This is a genomic window from Thermasporomyces composti, assembly GCF_003386795.1.
Taxonomy (GTDB): Bacteria; Actinomycetota; Actinomycetes; order Propionibacteriales; family Actinopolymorphaceae; genus Thermasporomyces; species Thermasporomyces composti.
This window is the reverse complement of the sequence record NZ_QTUC01000001.1, coordinates 3193934-3219383: the sequence shown is the minus strand read 5'-3', so window position 1 is coordinate 3219383 and position 25450 is coordinate 3193934. Positions and strand designations below refer to the sequence as shown.

Annotated in this window: 22 protein-coding genes; 5 read left to right on the top strand and 17 right to left on the bottom strand. The window is 71.2% G+C overall.

Annotated elements, in window-relative coordinates:
- Positions 1-36 precede the first annotated feature (36 nt).
- From DFJ64_RS13990 to groES, 3 genes are all read right to left on the bottom strand, one after another.
- A complete protein-coding gene (locus DFJ64_RS13990; protein ID WP_115850850.1) occupies positions 37-555 on the bottom strand; it encodes a carboxymuconolactone decarboxylase family protein in 519 nt (172 codons plus the stop codon).
- Positions 556-809: 254 nt separating this feature from the next.
- Positions 810-2432, bottom strand: coding sequence for a chaperonin GroEL (gene groL / locus DFJ64_RS13985; protein ID WP_115850849.1), 1623 nt, complete (start codon positions 2430-2432; stop codon positions 810-812).
- A 152-nt stretch (positions 2433-2584) separates the two neighbouring features.
- Positions 2585-2881, bottom strand: coding sequence for a co-chaperone GroES (groES, locus tag DFJ64_RS13980; protein ID WP_115850848.1), 297 nt, complete (start codon positions 2879-2881; stop codon positions 2585-2587).
- 299 nt (positions 2882-3180) lie between these two features.
- Between groES and DFJ64_RS13975 the strand changes: the two genes are divergently transcribed.
- Entirely contained in the window at positions 3181-4512 is a 1332-nt protein-coding gene (locus DFJ64_RS13975; RefSeq protein WP_115850847.1) for a THUMP-like domain-containing protein, read from the top strand.
- Between the two features lie 83 nt (positions 4513-4595).
- Positions 4596-4976 carry a Rid family detoxifying hydrolase gene (locus tag DFJ64_RS13970; RefSeq protein WP_115850846.1) on the top strand — a complete coding sequence of 127 codons (381 nt, stop codon included), beginning with the start codon at positions 4596-4598 and terminating at the stop codon, positions 4974-4976.
- A gap of 79 nt (positions 4977-5055) precedes the next feature.
- Here the strand turns inward: DFJ64_RS13970 and DFJ64_RS13960 are convergent, their stop codons facing one another.
- Positions 5056-6552, bottom strand: a complete 1497-nt coding sequence (locus DFJ64_RS13960) for a glycoside hydrolase family 3 protein (protein ID WP_211310618.1) — start codon at positions 6550-6552, stop codon at positions 5056-5058.
- 284 nt (positions 6553-6836) lie between these two features.
- Complete coding sequence (locus tag DFJ64_RS13955) at positions 6837-7718, bottom strand: NAD(P)-dependent oxidoreductase (RefSeq protein ID WP_115850845.1); 882 nt, start codon at positions 7716-7718, stop codon at positions 6837-6839.
- A 151-nt stretch (positions 7719-7869) separates the two neighbouring features.
- On the opposite strand from DFJ64_RS13955, the gene DFJ64_RS13950 reads away from it, so the two are divergent.
- The gene (locus DFJ64_RS13950) at positions 7870-8313 is read left to right on the top strand and encodes a rhodanese-like domain-containing protein (RefSeq protein WP_170152617.1); all 444 of its coding nucleotides are present in this window, start codon (positions 7870-7872) and stop codon (positions 8311-8313) included.
- Positions 8314-8407: 94 nt separating this feature from the next.
- Here the strand turns inward: DFJ64_RS13950 and DFJ64_RS13945 are convergent, their stop codons facing one another.
- The 9 genes from DFJ64_RS13945 to alr form a co-directional block, all read right to left on the bottom strand.
- Positions 8408-9781 (bottom strand): dicarboxylate/amino acid:cation symporter, encoded by a 1374-nt coding sequence (locus DFJ64_RS13945; protein WP_115850843.1) that lies wholly within the window; start codon positions 9779-9781, stop codon positions 8408-8410.
- Between the two features lie 275 nt (positions 9782-10056).
- Positions 10057-11055: a formylglycine-generating enzyme family protein gene (locus DFJ64_RS13940; RefSeq protein WP_245941126.1), complete on the bottom strand. Its 999-nt coding sequence runs from the start codon at positions 11053-11055 to the stop codon at positions 10057-10059.
- 159 nt (positions 11056-11214) lie between these two features.
- A complete protein-coding gene (tsaD, locus tag DFJ64_RS13935; protein WP_115850842.1) occupies positions 11215-12261 on the bottom strand; it encodes a tRNA (adenosine(37)-N6)-threonylcarbamoyltransferase complex transferase subunit TsaD in 1047 nt (348 codons plus the stop codon).
- A gap of 249 nt (positions 12262-12510) precedes the next feature.
- On the bottom strand, positions 12511-14607 hold the full coding sequence (locus tag DFJ64_RS13930; protein WP_245941125.1) for an ABC transporter substrate-binding protein: 2097 nt from the start codon (positions 14605-14607) through the stop codon (positions 12511-12513).
- Positions 14608-14915: 308 nt separating this feature from the next.
- Positions 14916-15386, bottom strand: a complete 471-nt coding sequence (rimI, locus tag DFJ64_RS13925) for a ribosomal protein S18-alanine N-acetyltransferase (protein WP_115850840.1) — start codon at positions 15384-15386, stop codon at positions 14916-14918.
- A gap of 23 nt (positions 15387-15409) precedes the next feature.
- Complete coding sequence (gene tsaB, locus DFJ64_RS13920; RefSeq protein ID WP_115850839.1) at positions 15410-16051, bottom strand: tRNA (adenosine(37)-N6)-threonylcarbamoyltransferase complex dimerization subunit type 1 TsaB; 642 nt, start codon at positions 16049-16051, stop codon at positions 15410-15412.
- Positions 16052-16105: 54 nt separating this feature from the next.
- The gene (tsaE, locus tag DFJ64_RS13915; RefSeq protein WP_115850838.1) at positions 16106-17107 is read right to left on the bottom strand and encodes a tRNA (adenosine(37)-N6)-threonylcarbamoyltransferase complex ATPase subunit type 1 TsaE; all 1002 of its coding nucleotides are present in this window, start codon (positions 17105-17107) and stop codon (positions 16106-16108) included.
- Positions 17104-18192: an alpha/beta fold hydrolase gene (locus tag DFJ64_RS13910; protein ID WP_115852091.1), complete on the bottom strand. Its 1089-nt coding sequence runs from the start codon at positions 18190-18192 to the stop codon at positions 17104-17106. The genes tsaE and DFJ64_RS13910 overlap by 4 nt, the downstream gene beginning before the upstream one ends.
- Before the next feature lie 151 nt (positions 18193-18343).
- Positions 18344-19489: an alanine racemase gene (gene alr, locus DFJ64_RS13905; RefSeq protein WP_115850837.1), complete on the bottom strand. Its 1146-nt coding sequence runs from the start codon at positions 19487-19489 to the stop codon at positions 18344-18346.
- Positions 19490-19608: 119 nt separating this feature from the next.
- Between alr and DFJ64_RS13900 the strand changes: the two genes are divergently transcribed.
- Positions 19609-20700, top strand: a complete 1092-nt coding sequence (locus tag DFJ64_RS13900; protein WP_115850836.1) for a P1 family peptidase — start codon at positions 19609-19611, stop codon at positions 20698-20700.
- A 95-nt stretch (positions 20701-20795) separates the two neighbouring features.
- Here DFJ64_RS13900 and DFJ64_RS13895 read toward each other — a convergent pair whose 3' ends face one another.
- The gene (locus DFJ64_RS13895) at positions 20796-22220 is read right to left on the bottom strand and encodes an NAD(P)H-hydrate dehydratase (RefSeq protein ID WP_115850835.1); all 1425 of its coding nucleotides are present in this window, start codon (positions 22218-22220) and stop codon (positions 20796-20798) included.
- 9 nt (positions 22221-22229) lie between these two features.
- Positions 22230-22583 (bottom strand): holo-ACP synthase, encoded by a 354-nt coding sequence (locus tag DFJ64_RS13890; protein WP_115852090.1) that lies wholly within the window; start codon positions 22581-22583, stop codon positions 22230-22232.
- A gap of 210 nt (positions 22584-22793) precedes the next feature.
- Between DFJ64_RS13890 and DFJ64_RS13885 the strand changes: the two genes are divergently transcribed.
- Positions 22794-23534, top strand: a complete 741-nt coding sequence (locus DFJ64_RS13885; protein ID WP_115850834.1) for a VIT1/CCC1 transporter family protein — start codon at positions 22794-22796, stop codon at positions 23532-23534.
- Between the two features lie 26 nt (positions 23535-23560).
- On the opposite strand, the gene glmS is transcribed toward DFJ64_RS13885, so the two are convergent.
- Positions 23561-25408, bottom strand: coding sequence for a glutamine--fructose-6-phosphate transaminase (isomerizing) (glmS, locus tag DFJ64_RS13880; RefSeq protein ID WP_115850833.1), 1848 nt, complete (start codon positions 25406-25408; stop codon positions 23561-23563).
- Positions 25409-25450: the final 42 nt, after the last annotated feature.

Sequence of the window (25450 nt, the reverse complement as noted above, 5' to 3'; positions counted from 1 at the left end):
CGGCCGCTCGGTACCCGAGCCGATGCCATGCTCATCTCAGCTCATCTCAGCCGTGCCGGGCTTACCCAGGTGTGCCGGGCCCACCTCGTACTGCCCGGGCACGTAGTCACCGGCCGGTCGCCGGCTGATGACGTTGACCCGGTTGAAGAAGTTCATGGTGGCGACCAGGAGGACGAGGGCCATGAGCTGTTCCTCGTCGTAGTGCTTGGCGGCCTCGTTCCACACGTCGTCGCTGACCCCGCCGGCCCGGTCCGCGAGGCGGGTTCCTTCCTCGGCCAGCGCGAGCGCGGCGCGTTCGGCCTCGGTGAAGACCGTCGCTTCCCGCCAGGCCGCCACCAGGTTCAGCCGTACCGCCGACTCGCCCGCTGCGGCGGCGTCCTTGGTGTGCATGTCGACACAGAACCCGCAGCCGTTGATCTGGCTGATGCGGAGCGCCACCAGCTCCTGCGTGGACCTCGGCAGCGAGGACTCTTTGAGAGTCATGGCGGCCGGCACAAGGTGCTTGAGGAACGCCCCGGCGGTCGGGCTCGCGAAGGGGTTGAGTCGTGCGCTCATCTGGACCCTCTCGTCGTCGTAGGGCTTCGCCTCACACCCTCGACGACGAGGTCGCCCGACGTTCCTGTGACATGGTTCGAGGCGTGGAGGGTGTGACCCGCCTCTCACCTCGCATCACCGGCCGGCCCCAGAGACGGAGGGCCCCGGAGACGGAGGGCGACCCGAGACGGAAGGAGGGGGCCGGACCTGTCGTCCGACCCCCTCCTGCAGACTCGTAGAGTCCGAATTCGGCGGGTTGTGCCGAGAGCTCGGTCTCAGTGACCGTGGCCGTGACCGTGACCGTGGCCAGCGCCCGCCGGCTCCGGCTCCTCCGGCTTCTCGGCGACGAGCGTCTCGGTGGTGAGCAGCATGCTCGCGATCGACGCGGCGTTGGCGAGCGCCGAGCGGGTCACCTTCACCGGGTCGATGACGCCCTGCTTGACCAGGTCGCCGTACTCACCGGTCGCGGCGTTGTAGCCGACGCCCGGGCCGCCCTCGCGGACCTTCGCCGCGACGACGTAGCCCTCGACACCGGCGTTCTCCGCGATCCAGCGCAGCGGCTCCGCCGCCGCGTTGCGGACGACGTCGACGCCGACCTTCTCGTCACCGGAGACGTCCAGGGAGTCGACCGCGCTCGCGGCGTGCACCAGAGCGCTTCCACCGCCGGGGACGATGCCCTCCTCCACCGCGGCGCGCGTGGCGGAGACGGCGTCCTCGATGCGGTGCTTCTTCTCCTTCAGCTCGACCTCGGTGGCCGCACCGACCCGGATCACGCACACGCCGCCGGCCAGCTTCGCCAGGCGCTCCTGCAGCTTCTCGCGGTCCCAGTCGGAGTCGGTCCGCTCGATCTCGGCCCGGATCTGCTTCACCCGAGCCTCGACCTTCTCAGCGGACCCGCCACCATCGACGATCGTCGTGTCGTCCTTGGTGACGACGACCCGCCGCGCCGTGCCGAGCACCTCCAGGCCCACCTGGTCCAGCTTGAGGCCAAGCTCGGGCGAGACCACCTGGCCACCGGTGAGGATGGCCATGTCCTCGAGCATGGCCTTGCGACGGTCACCGAAGCCGGGCGCCTTGACGGCGACCGAGGAGAAGACACCGCGAATCTTGTTGACGACGAGGGTCGCCAGCGCCTCACCCTCGACGTCCTCGGCGATGATCACCAGCGGCTTGCCCGACTGCACGACCTTCTCCAGCAGCGGGAGCAGGTCGGCCATCGCCGAGATCTTGCCCTGGTGGAGCAGGATGTAGGGGTCGTCCAGGACGGCTTCCTGGCGCTCGGGGTCGGTCACGAAGTTCGGCGAGATGAAGCCCTTGTCGAACTGCATGCCCTCGGTGAACTCCAGCTCGGTCCCGAGGGTGTTCGACTCCTCGACGGTGATCACACCGTCCTTGCCGACCTTGTCGAAGGCCTCGGCGATCAGCTCACCGATCTTGCGGTCTTGGGCCGAGATCGTCGCCACGTGGGCGATGTCGTCCTTGGTGGCGACCTCCTTCGCCTGCTCCAGCAGGCGGGCGTTGATGGCCTCGACCGCCTTGTCGATGCCCCGCTTCAGGGCCATCGGGTTCGCGCCCGCGGCGACCGCCTTCAGGCCAGCGTGAACCATCGCCTGCGCCAGGACCGTGGCCGTCGTCGTGCCGTCACCGGCGATGTCGTTGGTCTTGGTGGCGACTTCCTTCACCAGCTGGGCACCGAGGTTCTCGAACGGGTGCTCCAGCTCCACCTCACGGGCCACCGTCACGCCGTCGTTGGTGATCGTCGGCGCGCCCCACTTCTTGTCGATCACGACGTTGCGGCCCTTGGGCCCCAACGTCACCTTGACCGTGTCCGCGAGAGCGTCGACACCGCGCTCCAAGGCGCGCCGCGCGTTCTCGTCGAACTCCAGAATCTTCGGCATTTGGTGTGTCCTTCCACGACAGCGCCCCGGCGCCCGCGACGGGTCGTGGCCGCCGGGGCGATGCCAGTCGTCAGGTCAACGTCTGCTTGCTGGTCGTGCCGACCGAGAGCGATGGAACGACCGACGCTCCTTGAAGGTCGAACGGACTCTCGCTACTTCTCGACGACGGCGAGGACGTCGCGGGCGGACAGGATGAGGTACTCCTCACCGGCGTACTTCACCTCGGTGCCGCCGTACTTGCTGTAGATGACCTTGTCGCCGACCTTGACGTCGAGCGGGACACGGTTGCCGTTGTCGTCGATACGACCCGGACCCACCGCGAGAACCTCACCCTCCTGGGGCTTCTCCTTCGCGGTGTCGGGGATCACGAGCCCGGACGCGGTCGTTTCCTCGGCCTCGAGAGGCTTGACGACGATGCGGTCCTCGAGCGGCTTGATGGTGACCGACACTTGTTGACCTCCCCCTTCACGGGATGTCACGGGTGTTGTGCTGTACCTGTGGCGCGACTCGGGCGAGCCGTCGTCGCGGGTGCCGGCCGCCTCGTCGCGGGCTGTGTGCGTTGGCACCGTAAGGTCGAGAGTGCCAACGACGAATCTAGGAGGTTTCTTAGCACTCGGTCAACCTGAGTGCCAAAGAGCCGGGGGCGGGGTGTCGGGGCCACGGCGGGCGCGCTCGCTCTGGCGCGGCAGGGCCGAACGGACCCGCGACGCCTCGCGGTGGAGGGTCTCGCAGAGGAGGGTGGGGAGCGGTGGACCGTGAGCTGTTCCGCCAGTTGCTCACGCCCACCGGCCAGGACCTCCTCGCCCAGGCCGCAGCCGCCTACGACGAGCGCTCGGCTGTCGACCTCGCCTCCCGCTTGCGCCGGTCGTACCCCGGCGACCTGGTCGCGGCCGCGCTGACCCAGGTGGCCCTGCGTCGACAGGCTCGGGCGAAGTTCGGAGAGGAGGCCGATCGGCTCTTCTTCACTCGGGAGGGCCTCGAGCAAGCCACCCCGGCACCGGTCGCGACGTATCGGGCGAGTCGGATCATGGCCGCGTTGCGGGCGAGCGACACGGATGACGGCGACACGGTTGAGAGCGACACGGTTGAGAGCGACACGGTTGAGGCCGGCGTGGACGCGGCCGCAGAAGCCCTCCAGTCCGGCACGGACGCGGACGTGCCGCACGCCGCCCGGGTGGTCGACCTGTGCTGCGGCGTGGGCGGCGACCTTCTCGCCCTGGCACGCTCCGGTCTCTCGGTCACCGGGGTCGACCAGGACCCGCTCACCGTCGAGATCGCGCGCGCCAACCTCGCCGCGTGCGACCTGACCGACCGAGCGCGTGTGGAGCTGGGCGACGCGACGACCTTCGACCGCTCCGGCTACGCGGGCGCGGTGGCGGACCCGGCTCGCCGGTCCGCCCGCGGTCGCGCCGTCAACCCCGCCGACTACTCCCCGCCCTGGTGGTTCGTCGAGGAGCTGCTGCGCGGCACCGCCTGTGTCAAGACGGCACCGACCCTTCCGCACGAGCTCATCGCCGACCACGTGGAAGCGGAGTGGATCAGCTACCGCGGCGAGGTCAAGGAGGTGGCCCTGTGGTCGGGGGCCTTCCGGCGACCCGTCGGAGTGCGCCGTCGGGCGACGGTTCTGTCGGACGAGACGTCCGTGACGACGCTGACCGACGCCGACGATCCGGGGTCAGCGCCGGTCTCGGATCCGCTGGCGTACCTCTACGAGCCTGACAACGCCGTCATTCGCTCCCGACTCGTCACCGGGCTCGCGGCCCGGATCGATGGCGCACTGCTCCACCCGAGAATCGCCTATCTCACCTCCACCGAGCTGAGGCACACGACGCTCGCCCGGGCGTACCGGATCCAGGAGGTCCTGCCGTACGACATCAAGGCCGTGCGGAGGGCCCTGCGTCAGCGCGAAGCCGGGACGGTGACGGTCAAGACGCGTGGCCTCGACCTCGATCCCGAGGCGTTCCGGAAGCGGCTCGGTGCGCGCGGACCCCACCACGTGACACTTGTCGCCACCCGCACGCAGCGACGTGGCGTCGTCCTCGTCGTCGAACCCGTGTCCACGAGCGAGACAGCGCACTGAGCCGTCGGACCGGGCCAGTGAACCGGGCCGCTAGGGTCTCCTCGGCGTAGCGACGTACACGACAGCCCTGGAAGGAGCGGCCCATGGCCCGGCAAGAAGTTCGAACCGACAAGGCCCCCGCGCCCGCCGGCGCGTACTCGCAGGGCATCGTCGCCAACGGCTTCCTCTACACAGCCGGCTTCGGCCCCATCGACCCCAGCACCGGCAAGGTCGTCGAGGGCGGTATCGCCGAGCAGACCGCGCAGGTGATGCGCAACATCGCGGCGGTCCTGGCCGAGCGGGGGCTGACGTTCGCCGACGTCGTGAAGGCCACCGTGCACCTGGCGGACATGAACGACTTCGCGGAGTTCAACCGGGTGTACGAGTCCTTCTTGGAGAAGCCCTACCCCGTGCGGACCACGGTCGGCTCCACCCTCAACGGCATTCTCGTCGAGATCGACGTCGTGGCGGCCCTGCGGTCCTGACGGCAGCGCCCGGCGCGCCCGCGGGCCTGCTCCGAGCCCGCCGGGACACACGCACGCGGGCGCGTCGGGCACCGGCCGGTCACGCGCATCCGGCGTGGGGGCGTACCCCGTCGACAGGCACCGGCAGCCGGCCCTCACCGCGGGCCCGACCGGTGAGCACGTCGACGAGGGCGCGGAATGCCTCAGGTGTCCTCCCGTAGAGCGCGATGCGGGCGGTGGTGGCGCTGCTCGACGCCAGTACGTAGGGCGTGTCGAGCGCCACCACGACGTCACCGGCACCGCCCGCGCTGCCGGGACCCAGGAGCCGGACGACCGTACCGGTCTCCCCCACCCGTAGGCCGGCCGCGCGCGCCGCCGCCGTGAACCGGGCCCGGTCGGATGCGGTGCCGCCGAGGACGCGGACCGCTGACCCGACGAGGCGACCCTCGCACGAGCCTGCGACGACGGTGAGCCCACGCCGTGACGCCTCGTAGGACAGAGCACTGGCCGAGGTCGACGGCTCAACGGCCGCGCTGGCGTCCTGGTGCAGCATCAACGCCACAGTGCGCGCCGCGGCCTCGTCAAGCCGATCGTGTGGCACGCGGCCCGTCCGCACCGCGCGCACGAGCGCGGCATGGAGAGCGGCGGCGTCGTCGGGCAGCAGCAGGATGTCGGCGCCCGCGAGCAGGGCACGGACGCCGGCCTCCGCGCTGCCGTGTTCCTCCGCCGCGCCAGCCATCTGGAGCGCGTCGGTGACGACGACGCCGGAGAAGCCCAGTCGTTCACGCAACAGCTGGGTGATGACCGCGCTCGAGAGCGAGGACGGGGTACCCGGATCGACCGCGCGCACGTCGATGTGCGCCACCATCACCGCCCCGGCGCCGGCCGCGACAGCGGCTTGGAAGGGCACCAGGTCCCGGGAGGACAGCAGCTCGAGCGAGGCTCGCTGCACCGGGAGGCTCGTGTGACTGTCGGCCGGGACGCTCCCGTGGCCGGGGAAGTGCTTCGGGACGGCGATGATCCCGGCCTCGGCGTACCCTCGCAGGGATCCCTGGACGATACGCGCGACCAGCTCCGGGTCGCTGCCGGCGGAGCGGCTGCCGATGGTGGGATCGGAGGGGCCGACCGTGACGTCGGCGTCCGGCGCGAAGACCATGGTGAATCCCAAGGCCCGGAGCTCCGTCCCGCTGGCGCGCGCCACGCGCCGCGCCAGCTCGGGGTCGCCGGCCGCGCCGAGAGTCATGTAGGTCGGGAACTCCGTGACACCGTCCTGGACCCGCGCGACCGTGCCGCCTTCCTGGTCGACGCTGATGATCAGCGGCCACTCGCGTCCCTGCCGCCGGGCTTCCTGCTGCAGGCTCCGATTGACGGCGCGCAGCTGGTCGACAGAGCGGATGTTGTCCCCCATGACGATGACGCCGCCGAGGTGGTAACGGCGCACCAGGTCGCGTGGCGCGTCGGTGCCGTGGTAGCCGGCCACGATCACCTGGCCGGCCTTCTGCTCGAGCGTCATGCCCGCGACGATGCGCCGCGCCCGCTCCCACTGCGCGCGGGTCGGGCCCCAGGGCAGCCGGTCCTGGGGCGAGCTCCCCGCCACGCCTGGAGCCTCCGCGGTCGTGGAGGGTGTCGGCCCGGGCACATCCGCCGGCGTGCGCGGGGTGGGGCGCGACCTCGACGCGGTGTCCTGGCGCGGTGACGCAGGGTCGCCGGACGGGGTCGTGGTGGTCAACCCACAGCCAGCAGCGAGGACGACGCCGAGCGCGAGTGGGACCACCCGCGCTCGAAATCTCCACCATCCACTGCCCGGCATCCGCCCCATGGTGCCAAACGGCTCCAGGACGAGGGAGGGGCGAGGTCGAAGGCCGTGCGGCTCGGTGGCACCTATCGCTGGTCAGCCTGGCCGGCGATGTGGGCGATCACCGTCGAGTAGTCCTTGTCCCCCAAGCCGGCAGCCACGGCGTCCGCCAGCCAGGACCGCGCGCCGGCGACGAGCCGGAGGTCGACTCCCTTCGCGCGGGCGGCGGCGAGCATGAGGTCGGCGTCCTTGACCGCGAGTGACAGCGCGAAGCGCCGCGGGACCTCGTGCCCCTCGATGACCGGTCGACGCCGTTCGGCCTGCGCCGCGAGCGGTGTCGTGGCCAGCACCTCGAGCGTCGTCTGGGTCGACAGCCCGAGGCCTCGGGCCAACGCGACCGCCTCCCCGAGGACACCGAGGACGCCCAGCAAGGTCTCATTGGCGACCAGCTTCGCGGAGGCACCGGCGCCGCGCGGACCCACGTGATGGACCGACCCGAACACGGAGAGCAACGGTGTCCAGCGCGCGACCAGGTCGTCCGGGCCGCCGACGAACACACGCAGCTCACCGGCCTCCGCCTCGCTGAGGCTGCCCAGGACGGGCGCGTCCAGCACGCCGACACTCGAGGGCACCGTGGCCGCCAGGCGCTCGATGGCAGCGGGGCCCATCGTGGACATCTCGATGACGGTGGCACCCTCGGCGATCCCCGCCGCGAGACCGTCCGCCCCTTCCGTCACGGCGGCCAAGGCGTCCGGGTCCGCCACCATCGTCACCACCACGTCGGCGCGCCGAGCGGCGTCCGCTGGGCTCGACGCCTGCTCCGCGCCGAGGTTCACCAGGTCTCGTGCCTTGTCGGGCGTGCGGTTCCACACGACGAGCCGGTACCCGGCGTCGAGCAGTCGGCGGGCCATCCGCGAGCCCATCGCGCCAAGCCCGAGGAATGCCACCGTGGTGGAGGTCTCGGCCATGTCCGTCCACTTCCCTTCGAACCGGTCTCACGGTAGTCGTCAGGGTGCGACGCCCCGCTTGGCGGGACGCCGCGCGCCGTCCATGATGTCCAGTCGCGATGTCGCGCCAGGACGTCTGACAGCCGTATCCCCCGGACGATGGAGGCAGGGCGTGCCAGCGGACGCCGAGGAGATCGACCTCGCCATGGCCCGGGCGATCTGGGAGGCCGGCGGGTTGATCGTCGACGTGCGGACGCCGGAGGAGTACGCCGCGGGGCACATTCCCGGCGCGATCAACGTGCCCGTCGACCGGATCGCCTTCCACCTGGAGCGGCTCCCACCGGGGCAGGTCGTCACGGTGTGCTCGATGGGCAACCGCGCCCGCCGTGGCGCGGAGCGCTTCGCCCGCCTCGGCCGGCCGGCGATGCACCTCCGCGGTGGGACCAAGGCGTGGGCGGCGGCCGGCTACCCGCTCGTCACCGGGCCCGACCCGGGTGAGTGGCGCCCTTTGGCCCGGCGCGTTCTCCGCCGCGTCACCGAGGTCCTCCGCCACGCCACGGAGCTCGCCACTCGGTGGGCACGTCGCGGAGGTCCACGTCGCCGCGCGGCTGGCTGAGCCCGGGCGACCCTTCCGGGAGGGTCGTGACTCCGCCACACGTCATGACGCCACGGGCGGCAGCACCTGCCACCGCCGCCCGTGGCGTGTGACGTCACTGACCGGCAGCCACCGGCTCGGTCAAGGACACCGACTCGGGCGCCGCGACGATGTCGCCGCGTGGCCCGTTGTAGACGTCCAGGTTCAAGATGCCCTCCCGCTTGGCGACCAGCGTGGGCACCAGCGCCTGACCCGCGACGTTCGTCGCGGTCCGCACCATGTCGAGGATCGCGTCGATGCCGATCAGCAGACCCACGCCCTCCAGCGGCAGCCCCAGGGTCGACAAGGTGAGGGTCAGCATGACGAAGGCGCCGGTGAGACCGGCCGTCGCGGCCGAGCCGACGACCGAGACGAACGCGATCAGGAGGTAGTCCGTCAAGCTCAGGTTGACGTCGAAGATCTGCGCGACGGTGATCGCGGCGAGCGCGGGATAGACCGCGGCGCAGCCGTCCATCTTCGTCGTCGCCCCGAACGGCACGGCGAACGACGCGTACTCCTGCGGGACGCCGAGGTTGCGGGTCACCACCTGCTGGGTCAGCGGCATGGTGCCCACCGAGGACCGGGAGACGAAGGCCAGCTCGATCGCCGGCCAGGCGCCGGAGAAGAACTTGAGCGGGCTCAAGCCGTGCAGCCTGAGCAGCACGCTGTACACGCCGAAGAGGACGATGGCGCAGCCGACGTAGACGTCGACGGTGAAGGTGGCCAGCGGAGCGACCGCCTCCCACCCGTACGTCGCCACGGCCTTGCCGATGAGGCCGAGCGTGCCGATCGGCGCCAGGCGGATGACCCACCACAGCAGCTTCTGCACGACGGCGAGAGCCGAGCGGTTGAACGCGAGGAACGGCTCCGCCTTCTCACCGACCGCCAGCGCGGCCGCGCCGATCAGCGCCGCCAGGACGACGATCTGCAAGACGTTGAAGGACAGGCTGGTCGTCACCGAGACGGTGCCGTCGGTCGTCTCCGTCGAGCTCTGCGCGGACAACCCGAGGATGTTGAGCGGGATCACGCCTTGGAGGAAGTCCAGCCACGAGCCGCTGCCGCCGCTGTACGTCGCGTCGTCACGGGACACGCTGGCGCCCTCGCCGGGGTTGGTGAGGACACCCAGGCCGATGCCCACCGTGACCGCGAGCAGGGACGTGATGAGGAACCAGACGAGCGTCTGGGCCGCCAGGCGCGCGGCGTTGGTGACCTGGCGCAGGTTGGCGATGCTCACGACCACCGCGGTGAAGACGAGCGGCGGCACGGCGACGCGCAGCAGCTGGACGAAGATCTCGCCGATCTTGGTGAGCGTCGCGGCGAGCCAGCCGATCTCGAAGGTGCGCGCGAGCAGGCCGAGGAGCAGACCGAGGGCGAGACCGGCGAGGATCTGAGCCCAGAACGGGAACGTCGGCCGGCTTCGGGCACGAGAAGGGGTGGACGTGGCGGACACGGAATCCCTCCGAATGGTCGACGACAAAGGGGATGACGATCAATCAGGACAGCGATCAGGACACGGAGCGTGCGAGCGCTGCGAACGCCACGACACGACGCGTCAGGCCTGCACCACGCCCGGACACACGGCGCTGGCCTGCCGGCGGAAGTCGACGTACCGGCGGACCCAGAAGTGCCAGCGAATGACGCTCATACCGCAAGCGCCCAACAGGCCAGGCCGGGCCGGTATTCCAACTCACGCGGTCCGGATCCGGCCACCGCGTGAGAGATGCGTCACGACGCGGCCGACCCGTCGACGACCACCCGAAAGCCGAGGTTGCACGCCGTCACGTCGGCGGCTACTCCCTGTCGCGCCGCCGGCCGATAGCGCAGACAGTAGTTGGGTGCGCACAGGAAGGAACCACCCTTGATGACCCGGAGAGCCTGGTCCGGTTCACGGGGGCGCCAGCGTCCGGCGAGGCCGCCCAGCGACCGCGGGTCAGGAATGCACCGCGCCTTGGCGAAGCGGTCGCCGGGTCGGGGCAGGAAAAGGTCGCTCGTCCACTCCCAGACGTTGCCCACCATGTCGAGCAGGCCGTATCCGTTGGCTGGGAACGAGCCGACCGGCGACGTGCCGGGGAAACCGTACGCTGCACGACGCCACGGGAACTCCCCCTGCCAGATGTTGGCCATGAGCCGGCCGCCCGGCGTCGGGTCATCGCCCCACGGGTACACCGCGCCGTCCAGACCACCACGCGCCGCGAACTCCCACTCGGCCTCCGTCGGCAGTCGACCACCCACCCAGGTCGCGTACGCCACCGCGTCCTCGTACGCCACGTGGGTCACGGGATGCCGCTCCCGACCGTGCACCGAGCTGTCCGGCCCCTCGGGATGACGCCAGGACGCTCCAGGCACCCGGGCCCACCAACCGCGCGGATCACACAGATCCACCGGGTGGGCGGGCTGCCGGAAGACCAGGGAGCCCGACTGTCGCATGGCGGGATCCGGGTCGAGCGCGGTGCCGGGGCCGAACGCCCGCTCGGCCACCGTCACGTAGCCCGTCGCTCGGACGAAACGGCGGAACGCCGCCACCGTCACCGGGTGGACGTCCATCCAGAACCCGTCGACGGTGACCTCGCGCACCGGGCGTTCCTCGGGGTAGAAGTCGTCCGACCCCATGGCGAACGTTCCGCCCGGCACCCACACCATGCCTCGCCGCGGCCTCGAGGTGGACGGTCGAGCGGTCGCCCAGCCGGCGAAGGAGTTCCGTCCTCCGGAGGCGTTCGTCGCCATGGCGGCTCCCGTCGACGCCGCGGCGGCGTCACATCGTCACGTCGGCCTCACGGGCTCGGCACAACCGGCACACGCATCATGGGCGACCGACGAGACGACCACACCACCCGCTCCGGGTGAAGCGCCGCCAGGCGCGGTCCGACCGCCGGGTCGTCGCGCTCAGACCGCGACCGTCGTCACCGGAAGCGCGGAATCAGCTGGCACGTCGAGCCGGCTGGGAGCGAGCCCGCGCGCCACCAGCTGCGCACCGAGAGCGGCCACCATCGCGCCGTTGTCGGTGCACAGCCCCGGCCGCGGCACCCGCAGCCGGATGCCCGCCGCCGCACACCGCTCCTCCGCCATCGCCCGCAAGCGCGAGTTGGCGGCCACGCCGCCACCGATGAGCAGGTCGTCCACCCCGTGGGTCCGACAGGCGTCAACCGCCTTGCGGGTGAGCACGTCGCACACGGCTTCCTGGAACGACGCCGCCACGTCGGCGACGGGCACCGACTCCCCGGCGCGCTGCCGCGTCTCCACCCACCGCGCCACGGCGGTCTTCAGCCCGGAGAAGGAGAAGTCGAAGCGGTGCCGCTCGAGGTCGCGGGGACTGGTGAGGCCGCGCGGGAACGTCACGTAGGCCGGGTCGCCGGCCTTCGCCTCGCGATCGATGAAGGGACCGCCCGGGAACGGCAGCCCGAGCAGCCGGGCCACCTTGTCGAACGCCTCACCCGCCGCGTCGTCGATCGTCGAGCCCAGCGGCTGGACGTTCTGCGTGACGTCCTCGACCAACAGGATCGAGGAGTGCCCACCCGACACCAGCAAGGACACGCACGGCTGCGGCAGCGGACCGTGCTCGAGGGTGTCAACCGCGACGTGCGCGGCCAGGTGGTTCACGCCGTACAGGGGACGGTCCAGCGCCAGGGCAAGGGCCTTCGCCGCCGCGACCCCCACCAGGAGCGCGCCAGCGAGCCCGGGCCCACTCGTCACCGCCACCGCGTCGATGTCGGAGAGCCGGACGCCCGCGTCTCGAGCGGCCCGCTCCAGAGAGGGGATGAACGCCTCCAGATGAGCACGACTCGCGACCTCCGGGACGACACCCCCGAACCGCGCGTGCTCCTCCAGGCTCGACGCCACGGCGTTGGCCAGCAGCGTCTGTCCGCGCACGATGCCGACGCCGGTCTCGTCGCAGGAGGTCTCGATACCAAGGACCAGGGGCTCGTCGGTCATGGATGGGGCCTACTCCGTGGGTGGACGTCGGCGCGCGGGCGGTTCGGCGCCCGCACACCTCTCAGGGTAGGGGGCGCCGAACCGACCCTCGGCACCGCCACGACCGCGCACAGGAGGGGCGCCGACACCGTACCCACCCGTGGGCCCAACCTTGGGCCCACTCTCCAGGCCGCGCTCGCCTTCGTGGACTGAGTGGTCTCCTCACTGGGCTCCTGGCCTGGCCTCCCTGCGGGTCGAGGCGAGGCTGCCCTAGGTGAGCCCAGGATCGCCGTGCTCTTCGGGGTTGGCCCAGTACCACGTCTCCGGGTCGTACACCGCCGGCGTGGGGTGGATCCACGGAGCGGCGAACCCGCCGAGCGCGAGGTTCTCCCGGGTCGGGACGTTTCGCATGTCCTCGTGGACCAAGACGATGTAGGGAGTGTTGGCGCAGACGCCGAGAAGGTACGGACCGTACTCGATGTGGACCTTGATCATCTCCCACACGAGCCGGTGCCGCTTCATCTCGTCGGGCTCGACCTTGCTCTGGTCGTACAGCTCCCACAGCTTCTCGATCGGCCCACCGGGCTCGGGCTCCATCCGCGGCGGAGTCCGCTTGTAAGGGTCGACGTCGAGCTCCTTCTTCTCCTCGGGCGTCCCACGGACGTTGTAGAACTCGCCCTGGAGAGGAGCCCAGCGGGAGGACTCGATCGGGACGAGCCACTGGGGGTAGACCAGGCAGTTCGGCCCGTCGCCGGTCTCCCAGTTGGTGTTCGTCATGAGCTTCCCGAACCGCCACTGGTCGCCGTAGCCGTCCGGTGGCACCGGGTTCAGCTGGGTGTCGATCCCGATCGCCCGCCAGTCTCGCGCGAGCAGCTCGTTCTTGGAGACGTGCTCCTGCGCGGAGTCGGCGTGGTAGTCCAGGCGGACCTTGAGCTTGCTGCCGTCCGGCATCTCCCGCCATCCGTCGCCGTCGGTGTCGACGACCCCGATCTCGTCGAGCATCTTCTTGGCGAGCTCCGGGTCGTACTTGAGGTAGCTGTCGCGCCAGGCCTGGTACATGCGCTTGCCCTCGTCGTTGACGTGGAACTCGATGGCCTTGGGGCTCATCGTGCCGGTGGTGAGCTCGCCGGTGTTGTAGTAGACGGCCTTCTGGACCTCGGCCCGGTTGTACGCGTGGGAGAGCGCCTGGCGGAACTTCGGGTTACGGATGAGCTCCCGCATCTTCGGCTCGTGGTAGTCCTGGTTGAAGAACACCAACGAGCCGCTGCCGTCGCCGGCGTCCCACAGGAACACCCGCAGCTTGGTCTTCTGCTCCGCTCGCTTCAGAGCGGAGACGTCCTGGAGGAAGATCGTGGTGAAGCCCGCGTAGAGGAAGTTGATCTTGCCTTCGAGGGCGTGCAGCCTCTGCACCTCGGGGTTTTCGACGACGTTGAACGAGATCGTGTCGATGTACGGCAGCTGGGCGCCGTCAGGCGACACACACCAGTAGTAGGGGTTGCGCTCGAAGACGACGCGCCGACCCTCGTTGTAGGACTTGCACTTCCACCCCGTCATCACAGGGCACTCGGGGTTGCGGATCCAGGCCCGCTTGTGGTCGAACTCCCCCTTGTCGGTGGCCCAGTCCTTGGGCACGTTCGGGTTGTACTTGGGGTGGAACTGCTTGAGGTAGTGCTTGGGCTCCATCCACGACGGGCCGTTGCCCCGCTTGACCCACATGGCGAGCCGGTCGGCGGTGAGCGGCGCCGGCGCATCGAAGCTCAACGACAAGGTCACCTCGTCGATGGCCTTCATCGTCATGAGCGTGCCCTTGCCCGAGCGGGCCTCGTCCGGGGGCATCTCGCTGTGTTCCTCGTTGAGGACCATGTCCTCCCACCAGAACAAGATGTCCTCGGTGGACCACGGGTGCCCGTCGGACCACTTCAGCCCTTTGCGGAAGTGGAGGACCCACTCCGTGGCGTCCTCGTTGGACTCCCAGCTCTCCACCAGGCCAGGGCCGATGGTCTGACCGTCGTTCAGCCAGCGCAGCAGGGAGTGCCCGTACATGAACTCCGCGTGCGTCGTGGAGTTGCTGGCACCGGTGATGGTCATGATGGAGCCGCCGTACTTGCCGGGCGTCAGCCAGTTGTGAGGTACGACGTAGGGGTTCTCCGGCAGACGCTCGTGGACCGGCGGGAGCTTGCCTTCCTTCACCAGCTTGGCGAGCTCCGGCGCTTCCTTGAACTCCTTGGGCACAGGGAGCGGCTCGGTCTTGGAACCCTTGAGCTTCGACGAGGCCGAGCTGGTGTCGTCTCCGCCCCCTCGGCTGGAGTTGCTGGTGCCGCTGGATCCGGCCGAGCACGCTGCCAGAGTCACGCTGGCCGCTGCCATGGCGGAAAGGTGGAGGAGCGCCCGCCGAGTGAGCCCGTTCTGAGTGTCCATGGTCCTCTTCCGTTCGGACGAGTGCCGCTCCGCGCACGGGTAGGGCGGGGTTCGTGCCCCGTCGCCTCGTGGCTGAGGCGGGTCGGTCTTGGACGAGGTTGAACGCAACAAACCTCGCCAGCAATCGATTTCCGGACGAAACTAGGGATTCCGGAGCGAGCGTGTCAAGATGTGGCCGACGATCGTCCGGCATCGGCACGGACCCAGACGCCCCACCCGAGCGCCACCCACCGCGGCGGTGGACCAGCTACTCTCCGCTAGCCCGACGAACCGTGCAGCGGCGCCAGCCGGAGGACGAGCGCGTCAGCCTCCCCTCGGTAGTAGCCGGGCCGGCGCGCGATGGCTTCGAAGCCTGCTCGCTCGTACATCGCGATCGCGGCGGCGTTGTCCGCCCGTACCTCGAGCAGGGCCTCGCGACACCCACGCAGATCCGCCTCGTCGAGGAGCGCGCGCAACAGACGCCGGCCGACGCCTCGGCGGCGCCAGTCCGGTCGAACCGCGATCCGCTGCACGTCGGCGGTCTCCGCCACGGCGAACAGCGACGCGTAGCCCACGACCTCCTCGTCCTGGCCCCGATCGACCGCGACCACGACGAAGCGCGTCCCGGGCACAGCGGCCAGCTCGTCCCGCAGAGCCGACTCACTCCACGCGTCACGTCCGAAGCACGCCGTCTCCAGCGCCCGCAGAGCTGCCAGGTCGTCAAGCCGAGCCGGACGGAGCACGACCATGGCCGATCCTCGGCAGTTCGCTCTCAGCGGGTGCTCAGCACGGACTTGGGCGGACCCGGCTGAGCGGCGTCGGGACGTCGCAGGTAGAGCGGGACCGGTTCGAGCAGCGGAACCGCCCGCGTGGCCACCAGCCTGGCCAGGTCCGCCGCGGACGGCAGCTCCGGCGAAGCGGCGTTCGGAAAAGCGTCCGGATACAGCCGCGCGCCCTGGCCGACCACTGGTTCGCTCGTGGCGAGCGCGGCCGGCTTCGCGACCTTCGGACCGTCGATCCTGGTGTGGCGGTCGGTGTAGCGCGCCCAGTAGACCTCCTTGCGGCGGGCGTCGGTCGCGACGACGAACGGCCCGGACTCCACCTGGGCCGCGGCGGCCAGGACGTCCAGCGTGCAGACCCCGTGGACCGGAATGCCCAGGACGTACCCCATCGCGCGAGCGGTGGCCAGTCCCACCCGCAGACCGGTGAAGGGCCCTGGTCCCACGCCGACCGCGATCTCGGTGAGGTCGCGACGGTCGGCCCCCGCCTCGGTCAGCACGCGCGCGATCCCTGGCGCGAGGAGCTCGGCGTGCCGCATCGCGTCGACGACCGTCGAGGACGCGAGCACGGACGAACCGTCGTGGAGAGCGACCGTGACCGCAGGCGTGGCGGTGTCGAACGCGAGGACGAGCACGACGGCAGGCTAACCCGCGGGCCGTCCACGCCGGCCAACGCCCTCGCGGCCAGGTCAGCCGAGCAGGTCGGCCGTGGTCAAGGCGCCGCGCAGTGGCACGTTCATCCACCGGCGGCCCACCGGGACGACCCGGATCGTCCGGCGATCGGCGTCCTCGTCCGACGTCGTGCCGTCCCCCGTCGTCGTCTGGCCGCCGCCTGTCGCCTGGGCACCGATCGGGCGGGTCAGCACGACCTCGAGTCGGTCCTCGGCGAGGCCTTCGGCGATTCCCTCTCCCCACTCCACCACGGTGACCGCGTCGTCGACCGTGGTGTCGAGGTCGAGGTCGTCCAGCTCGGCGACCCCACCCAGGCGATAGGCGTCGACGTGCAGCAGCGGCGGGCCACCCACCATCGAGGGGTGGACACGCGCGATGACGAACGTCGGGGAGGTCACCTCACCACGCACGCGCAAGCCAGCTCCGATACCTTGCGTCAAGGTGGTCTTGCCAGAGCCCAGCTCTCCGGACAGCAGGATCAGGTCGCCGGCGCGCAGCAGCGTCGCCAGTCGCTCGCCCACCGCCTTCGTCTCCGCGGCCGAGGAGGTCGCGATCTCGACCGGCAGCCGCTTAGCCAGGTCGACGTAGGGGTCGCGCCGACCCACCTCCACGTAGCCGCGGTGGCGCCAGAACGCGAGCGTCGACGGCAGCTCGACACGCGCGACGAGGCGAACCCCCTCCATCCCTCGTGCCTGTGCGACCTCCTCCGCGCATCCCACCATGGCGGTGGCGACGCCCCGGTGCTGGAACCTCGGGTGGACCGACACGCGACGCAGTTCCAACCAGCGGGCGCCGTCGACGGTGCGCTCGGCGAACAGGATCGCTCCGGCCGGCTCCTGGTCGACCTGAGCGAGCAGGCCCCCGTCGGTCGCGATCGCGGCCTCGACCGTCTCCGCCGTCTCCTGCAGGGCCGTCCCCGGCGGGTCGAGCGGCGGACGCGCGCCGAACGCGGCGTGGATGACGCTCACCAGGTCGGCGGCGTCTGTTGGCTTGGCCTCGGCGACGTGCAGATCGATCACGACGTCATCGCCTCCGCGGCATGGCCCGCGCGGTCCAGCAGATCCAGCAGGGCGGCGTTGACAACCTCAGGGTGCTCGATGAGGAACATGTGACCCGCCTCGGAGAGCTCGATGTACTGGGCGGCGGGGTGCAGCTCGGCCATCCGGCGGCTGTGCTCCACCGGCGTGATGAGGTCGTCCCGACCACCGATGATCAACGTCTCCACGCCGTGCAAGACCTCCAGCGCCGCGTACTTGTCGTGCTCGGCGAAGCCGGGGAAGAAGTCGGCCACGACCTCGATCGGGGTCGCCGCCAGCATCTCGGCGACGAACTCCACCCGGGCCGCTGGCACCTTCGAGCCGAACGAGTAGCGCTTGGTGAGTAGGTAGGCGATGTCGCTGCCGGCCCTGCGGCTGTGCTCGACCAGGTCGGGTGCGCGCGCGAGAGCGGCCACCACCGCCGGCGTGACCTTGTGGACCAGCCGCCCCATGGGTCCCGGCACACCGAGGGTGACCCGGTCGAGGTCCCCGGCGCTCGACGCGAGCAGCGCCACACCGACCACCCGGTCGGAGAACAGCTCCGGACGCTGGTCCGCCAGGGCCAGGATCGCCATGCCGCCCATCGAATGACCGACGAGAACCACCGGCCCGTCCGGCACGACCTGGTCGAGGACCTGTCCGAGGTCGAGGCCGAGCTGGTCGACGTTGCACAACTCACGTGGCGAGCGGCCCGACCGGCCGTGCGAGCGCTGGTCGTAGAAGACGAGCCGAGCCTCGTCGACGAGCGCGGCGCGTTGGAAGTGCCAACAGTCGAGGTTGAGGGCGTACCCGTGGCTGAAGACGACGGTGAGGCGGGAGGACGATCGACGAGGCTCGTCCACCTCCGCGTACAACTCGAGGCCGTCCCGGGTCTTCACGACGACGGGCTCACCGCGCAGCGTGCCGAACGCCTCGTCCGGCTCGGTCGTGCCCATGCGACGCCGCCCGACGAGGTAGCGCTCGACGGCGAGTCCTGCGGCCGTGCCCGCGGCGAGACCGGCGGCGACCACACCCGCCGCCGCGCCGAGCAGACCCGACCGCCGCTCGAGCACCTTCCACACGCTCATCGCGGCCACCCGCTCATGAAACCCCCGCTCACGACAGCCACCGGGACTCGCGCTCGGCACGCTCCGGACTCGGGTACGCCGGAACGGGGCGCCACCGGTCTGGACACCCCTCGGCCCTCAGCTCGGCCCGCGCGAGCCGGTCTCAACACGCTCAACTCGAACGCTCACCGCCGTAGTGACGTGGAACTCGAGCACCGAGACGGGTGACGATCTCGTACGAGATCGTCCCGGTCGCCTCGGCCCAGTCCTGGGCAGTCGGTTCGCCCGACGTGCCAGGACCGAACAACACGACCTCCTCCCCCTCGGCGATCGGGTCGTCACCGACGTCGACCACGAACTGGTCCATGCAGACGGTGCCCGCGATGGTACGACGCCGCCCACCGATCAGGACGGGGCCCACGTTGCTCGCGGAACGGGGGACGCCATCGGCGTAGCCGAGCGGCACCAACGCCAGGGTGGTCTCCCGGTCGGTGACGTAGCGATGGCCATAGGAGACACCCTCACCCGCCGGCACTCGCTTCACCAGCGCGACCCGCGCCCGCAGGGTCATCGCCGGGGTGAGTCCGAGCTCCGCGGACGACGCCACCGACGGGATCGGCGAGAGCCCGTAGATGGCGAGACCAGCGCGGACGAGGTCGAAGTGACTGTCCGGGACGGCGAGCAGGCCGGCTGAGTTCGCCAGGTGGCGCACCTCGGGACGCAGGCCGACACGCTCGGCGAAGGCCACCGCCTCCCGAAACGCTGCGAGCTGACGGGCCACCGAGGGATGCCCCGGCTCGTCCGCGCAGGCCAGGTGCGACCACACCCCGACCACCGTGACCGTGCCCTCCGCCTCGGCGGCCAGGGCCGCGTCCACCAGGGCCGGCCACTCCCGCAGGGGGGCACCTCCCCGACCGAGACCGGTGTCGACCTTGAGGTGGACCCGAGCCCTCGTCGCCCGGCTCGCGGCCGCCTCCGCGATCTCGGCCAGTTGCCACGTCGAGTAGGCGGCGACGTCGACACCGGCCGCCAGCGCGTCGCCCCAGCGCTCCCCCGGAACCGCCAGCCAGGACAGGATCCGCGGCTCGGTGATGCCGGTGTCGCGGAGAGCGAGCGCCTCGTCGACGGTCGACACACCGAGCCAGCTCGCCCCGCCCTCGAGTGCCGCCCGGGCGGACTGGACCAAGCCGTGGCCGTAGCCGTCGGCCTTCACGATCGCCATGACCTCGGCGTCGCCGGCTCGCTCGCGAAGCAGCTCGACGTTCGACCGGATGGCGGTCAGGTCGACGTACGCCTCGGCGCGGACAGATGCATCCATGACTGCTCCAGTGTCCCAGGCCGGTGCCCCGCCATGCGGGAGGACGCCTGACCCCCAGGGCCGTGGTGGCCCTGCCGGGCCGCCCAGGACCCACCAGGACGCGCCTAGACTCCTGTGCCGTGGCGACCAACCCGTACGGCGCGATCACCGACATTTCCGGCATCCTCGTCGGCCAGGCCGAGCGGGTGGGCGCCGGCTGGCTGACGGGCGTCACCGTCGTGGTACCCCCACGGGGGACGATCGGTGCCGTCGACGTGCGTGGCGGCGGTCCAGGCACCCGGGAGACGGACGCGCTGGCCCCCGGAACGCTCCTCGACGACGTGCACGCGGTGACGCTGGCCGGTGGGAGCGCGTACGGGTTGGCGGCCGCCGGCGGCGTGCAGCGATGGTGCGAGGAGGAGGGACGCGGCTTCCAGCCCGCGCCGGGCGTGATCGTCCCGATCGTCCCGGCGGCGGTCGTCTACGACCTCGGGCGGGGCGGGGACGCGCGGCTGCGACCGGACGCCGAGCTGGGCTACGAGGCCGCGCGTGCCGCGACCGCAGGGGCCGTCCGCACCGGCTGCGTGGGAGCCGGCACGGGCGCGGCGTTCTCGCTGCCCGGGCTCAAAGGCGGCGTCGGCACCGCGAGCATCCGGCTCGGTGGCGGCGTCGTGGTGGCGGCGCTGGTCGTGGCGAACGCGTACGGTTCACCGTGCGCGCCGGGCGGAGGGGCCCTCCTGGGCGCACATCTGGTGACCGAGGAGGCCCTGCGGCCCCGTCCTCCCGTCGAGGCGCCTCCGTCCCCTGGCGAACCCGGTCGCCCCGAGGCCGGTGCGGGCTTCCACACCACGCTCGCGGTGGTCGCGACGAACGCCCGCCTCAACCACGCGCAGCTCACCCGCATGGCGTCGACAGGCCACGACGGCCTGGCCCGCGCCGTCCGACCCGTCCACACCCTGCTCGACGGGGACACGGTGTTCGCCCTCGCCACCGGTGAGCTGGAGGTGGCCGCCGCCGCTCCGGACGGCTGGACTGGACCGGCGGAGCTCGGCGGCACCGTGGCGGTGCAGGCCGCCGCGGCCGACGCGGTGTGTCTGGCGGTGATCGACGCCGTGCTCGCCGCGACGAGCGTGCGGACACCCGCCGTCGACCTGCCCGCCTACCTGGAACGGTTCCCGTCGGCTCGCCCACCCGGCTACCCCGAGCCCGACGGCTTCCCCTCCAAGCCCTGACGGCTGGCCGCCACGACGCGGACGACCCGACGTACCGAGGGAGCGGACCGACGGGTAGCGGACCGACGGGTGTCGGTCAGGTGGTTGAGCGCGCGTCACTCGTCGCCGCCGAGCAGCATCCGATACGCCGCGGGCACCGCCCGCGCGAGGTCGTCTGCCGTGATCGGCCCGCCTCGCGACGCCAGCACGCCGGCCGTCTGGTGCAGGTAGGCGCCGACGCTGCCGGCCTCGAGCGGATCGAGCCCGGCCGCGAGGAGCGACCCACACACGCCGGAGAGGACGTCCCCCGACCCAGCGGTCGCCACCCAGGGAACGCTCACCGTGTTGACCCGGACCCGACCATCCGGTGCCGCGACCACGGTGGTCGCGCCCTTGAGCAGGACGGTGGCGTTCCAACGAGCTGCGGCCGCACGGGCGTAGTGGAGGCGTCGCGCGGTCACCGCCTCCCGCTCCACACCGAGGAGCCGGGCGAGCTCGCCCTCGTGCGGGGTGAGCAGCACAGGCCCCTCGCAGCGCTCTGGCAGGTGGCGCAAGCCGTCGGCGTCCACCAGGACGGGCAGCCCGCTGGCCAGGATGCGACGCACCTCGTCGGCGCGGGCGGGGTCGTCGCCCAGGCCAGAGCCCACGACCCACGCCTGGACCCGGCCCTCGCCGCACACCACGTCGGGCCAGCGCGCCCGGACGTACCGGGTGGGCTCCGGCGGGCCGACGTACCGCACCATGCCGACCGGACCGGCCACCGCGCCGCCGACCGCGAGGACGGCGGCACCGGTGTACTGCTCCGAGCCCGCGACGACGCCCACGACACCCCGGCTGTACTTGTGCGACGCCCGGGACGGCTCCGGCAGTCGTTCCGCCACGTCGTCGGCCTGCAGTGCCTCGACGTCCGGCTCGCCCAGGTAGGGGCCGAGGCCGATGTCGACCAGGTGCACCAGACCCGCCGCCGTGGCGCCGGGATCCACGAGCAGCCCGATCTTGTGGGCGCCGAACGTCACGGTGAGCTCCGCTCGCACGTGCCGTGCGGGCGTCTCGCCGGTGTCGACGTCGATCCCACTCGGGACGTCGACGGCCACGACGGGGACGGCGTGCTCCTCCACGAGGTCGAGGACGCGGTCCGCGGGAGGTCGCAGGCCGGGCTTGCCGCCGATCCCGACGATGCCGTCCAGGACGAGGTCCGCTCCAGCGATGGCGGTGGCGTACTCGTCGGGTGCGAGAACCCAGCCGCCCGCTGTGGTCAGCGCGGCCACACCACCGCGGTGGACCTTGGCCTGGTCCAGCACGATGGCGCTGACCCGCGCCCCACGCCGCGCCAGCCGCGCCCCGGCGTACAGCGCGTCACCGCCGTTGTCGCCGGTGCCGGCGACGACGACGACCTCGGCGCCGTAGCACCCACCGAGGAAGTCCGCACACGCGGTGGCCAGCCCGGCGGCGGCTCGCTGCATGAGCGTGCCCGGCGGGAGCTGAGCCATGAGCGCCTGCTCGGCCGCGCGGATCCGGTCGACGGTGTACGCGGTGCGCATCGCTGTCTCCTACCCGCGCTCGAGCACGACGACGGCCGAGGCGATCCCGGCGTCGTGCGACAACGACACGTGCATCCTCGTCACGCCGAGCAGCTCGGTCTGCTCGGCGACCGTCCCCCGCACCTCCAGCCACGGACGACCGAAGGCGTCCGTCACCACCTCGGCGTCCTGCCAGTGCAGGCCGGCGGGGGCTCCGAGCGCCTTGGCCAACGCCTCCTTGGCCGCGAAGCGTGCGGCGAGCGAGGCGACGGGCCGGTCACGTTCGGCCTCGGTGAACAGCCGCGTGCGCAGCGCCGGCGTCCGTTCCAACGTGGCCTCGAACCGATCGATGTCGACCACGTCGATCCCTACCCCGACGATCACGGGCTCCATCTTCTCGCACGGCGGCACCTCTCGGGCCACCGAAAGCAATCAGGACCATTCGCGCGTGTTGCCTTGCCGCGTGGGTCGCTCCGCGGGGCCTCGCGATCGCGTGTCGTCCCGCGTGCCACACGGGAGCCAGCCGACGCCGCGGAGCTAGGTAAGCCTTTCCTCGCTACCGTCTGTCACGAGTCCGGGATACGGTCACACCTCATGAGCGACGTCGAAGCTGCTCGGGGACCGGAACCCCGGCACCCCGACGAGCCGGCGCTCCACCAGGTGAGCGTCGCGAACCGCCTGAACTGGCTGCGCGCAGGCGTCCTCGGCGCCAACGACGGCATCGTCTCGATCGCGGGGATCGTCGTCGGCGTCGCCGCCGCGACGACCGACCTCGCGACGATCCTCACCGCAGGGCTCGCCGGTCTGTTCGCCGGCGCCCTGTCGATGGCGGCGGGCGAGTACGTCTCGGTGAGCACCCAGCGTGACACCGAGCGAGCGTTGCTCGATAGGGAGGCCTGGGAGCTGCGCACGTTGCCTGAGGCCGAGCTCGACGAGCTCACCAGCCTCTACGAATCCAAAGGCATCTCGCCGGGCCTGGCCCGTCAAGTCGCCATCGAGCTCACCGAGCGGGACGCCCTGCGCGCCCACGCCGAGGCGGAGCTCGGTATCGACCCGGACAAGCTCACCAGTCCCACCCAAGCGGCGGTCGCGTCGTTCATCGCGTTCACCCTCGGTGGCGCGCTTCCCCTCCTGGCGATCACGCTTCCACCGGTCACCGCACGGATCCCCGTCTGTGTCGGCTCTGTCGTGCTCGCGCTGTGGCTGACCGGCACCGTGAGCGCGCGGCTCGGCGGCGCCAACCCGCACCGGGCGGCGCTGCGCACGGTCACGGGTGGGGCGTTGGCGATGCTCGTGACGTACGCCGTCGGCATGGCGGTGGGCGTCGCGGTGTGAGCCACGCTCCCCGCTGAAGCCGCGCGTTACTCCACCGTCACGCTCTTGGCGAGGTTGCGGGGCTGGTCCACGTCGTTGCCCCGAGCGATCGCCAGCTCACACGCGAAGATCTGCAGCGGCACGGTGGCCACCAGCGGCTGGAGCAGCGTCGGCACCTCCGGCAGCCGGATGAGCACGTCGCTCCACGGCTCCACCGTGTCGTCGGACTCCTCGGCGAGCACGATGGTGCGCGCGCCGCGAGCCCGGATCTCCTGGATGTTGCTGACGATCTTGTCGTGCAGGACGGTCCGTCCGCGCGGCGGGACGACGACCACGACCGGCACCCCGTCCTCGATGAGCGCGATCGGACCGTGCTTGAGCTCGCCGGCCGCGAACGCCTCGGCGTGCATGTAGGCGAGCTCCTTGAGCTTCAGCGCACCTTCCAACGCCACGGGGTAACCCACGTGCCGCCCGATGAACAGCACCGAGTTGACGTGGGCCAGCTCCCGCGCGAGGGCCCGCACCTGGTCCATGGTGCCGAGCGCCTTCGCCACCGCCTGCGGCATCCGGTCGAGCTGGTCGACCTCGACGGCGACCTCGTCCCCGAACTTGGACTCGCGCACCTGGGCGAGGTAGAGGCCGATGAGGTAGCACGCGACGACCTGGGTGAGGAAGGTCTTCGTCGCGGCGACCCCCACCTCCGGCCCCGCGTGGGTGTAGAGCACGGCGTCGGACTCGCGTGGGATGGAGGAGCCGTTGGTGTTGCAGACGGCGAGCACCCGCGCCCGCTGCTCACGGGCGTGCCGGACCGCCATGAGAGTGTCCATGGTCTCGCCGGACTGCGAGATCGCGATGACCAGCGTCGACCGGTCGAGGATCGGGTCCCGGTACCGGAACTCGCTCGAGAGCTCGACCTCGCACGGGATGCGCGTCCAGTGCTCGATGGCGTACTTCGCGGTGAGGCCGGCGTAGAAGGCGGAGCCGCACGCCACGATGATGATCTTGTCGATCTCGCGGAGCTCCTCGGCGGAGAGCCGGATCTCGTCGAGGCGCAGTCTGCCGTCTTCGGTGAACCGCCCGAGGAGGGTGTCCGCGACCGCCTTGGGCTGCTCGGCGATCTCCTTGAGCATGAAGTAGTCGTGGCCGCCCTTCTCGGCAGCGGAGATGTCCCAGTCGATGTGGAAGGGGCGGCCCTCCGCCGGCCGACCGTCGAAGTCGGTGATGGTGACGTCGGTGGCGGTGATCGCGACCACCTGGTCCTGACCGAGCTCCACCGCCTCGCGAGTGTGGGCGATGAACGCCGCGACGTCGGAGGCGAGGAAGTTCTCGCCCTGTCCCCGTCCCACCACGAGCGGGGAGTTGCGACGCGCGCCCACGACCAGGTCCGGTTGGTCGGCATGGATCGCGACCAAGGTGAACGCGCCCTCCAACCGTCGGCAGACGGCGCGCATGGCCTCGACCAGGTCTCCCCCGGACGCCGCGTAGGCGTCCTCCAGCAGGTGGGCAACCGCCTCGGTGTCGGTATCGGACGTCAGCTGGTGGCCCGCGGCGGACAGCTCCGCGCGGAGCGTCGCGAAGTTCTCGATGATGCCGTTGTGGACGACGGCCAGCCGTCCTTGACAGTCGATGTGCGGGTGGGCGTTGGGGTCTGTCGGGGCGCCGTGCGTCGCCCAGCGGGTATGGCCCATCGCCGCGCCCGTCGCCGGCAGCGGGTCGTCCGCCAACGCCTTGAGCAGGTTCACGATCTTGCCCGCGCGCTTGCGGACGTGCACACGTGGACCATCGCACACGGCGATACCGGCGGAGTCGTAGCCGCGGTACTCCAACCGACGGAGACCCTCGACCACGACGTCGACGGACCCCGAGGATCCCACGTAACCAACAATCCCGCACATGGTCGCTCAGCCTAGCCACCCCGCGTGATCGAATCGCCACCA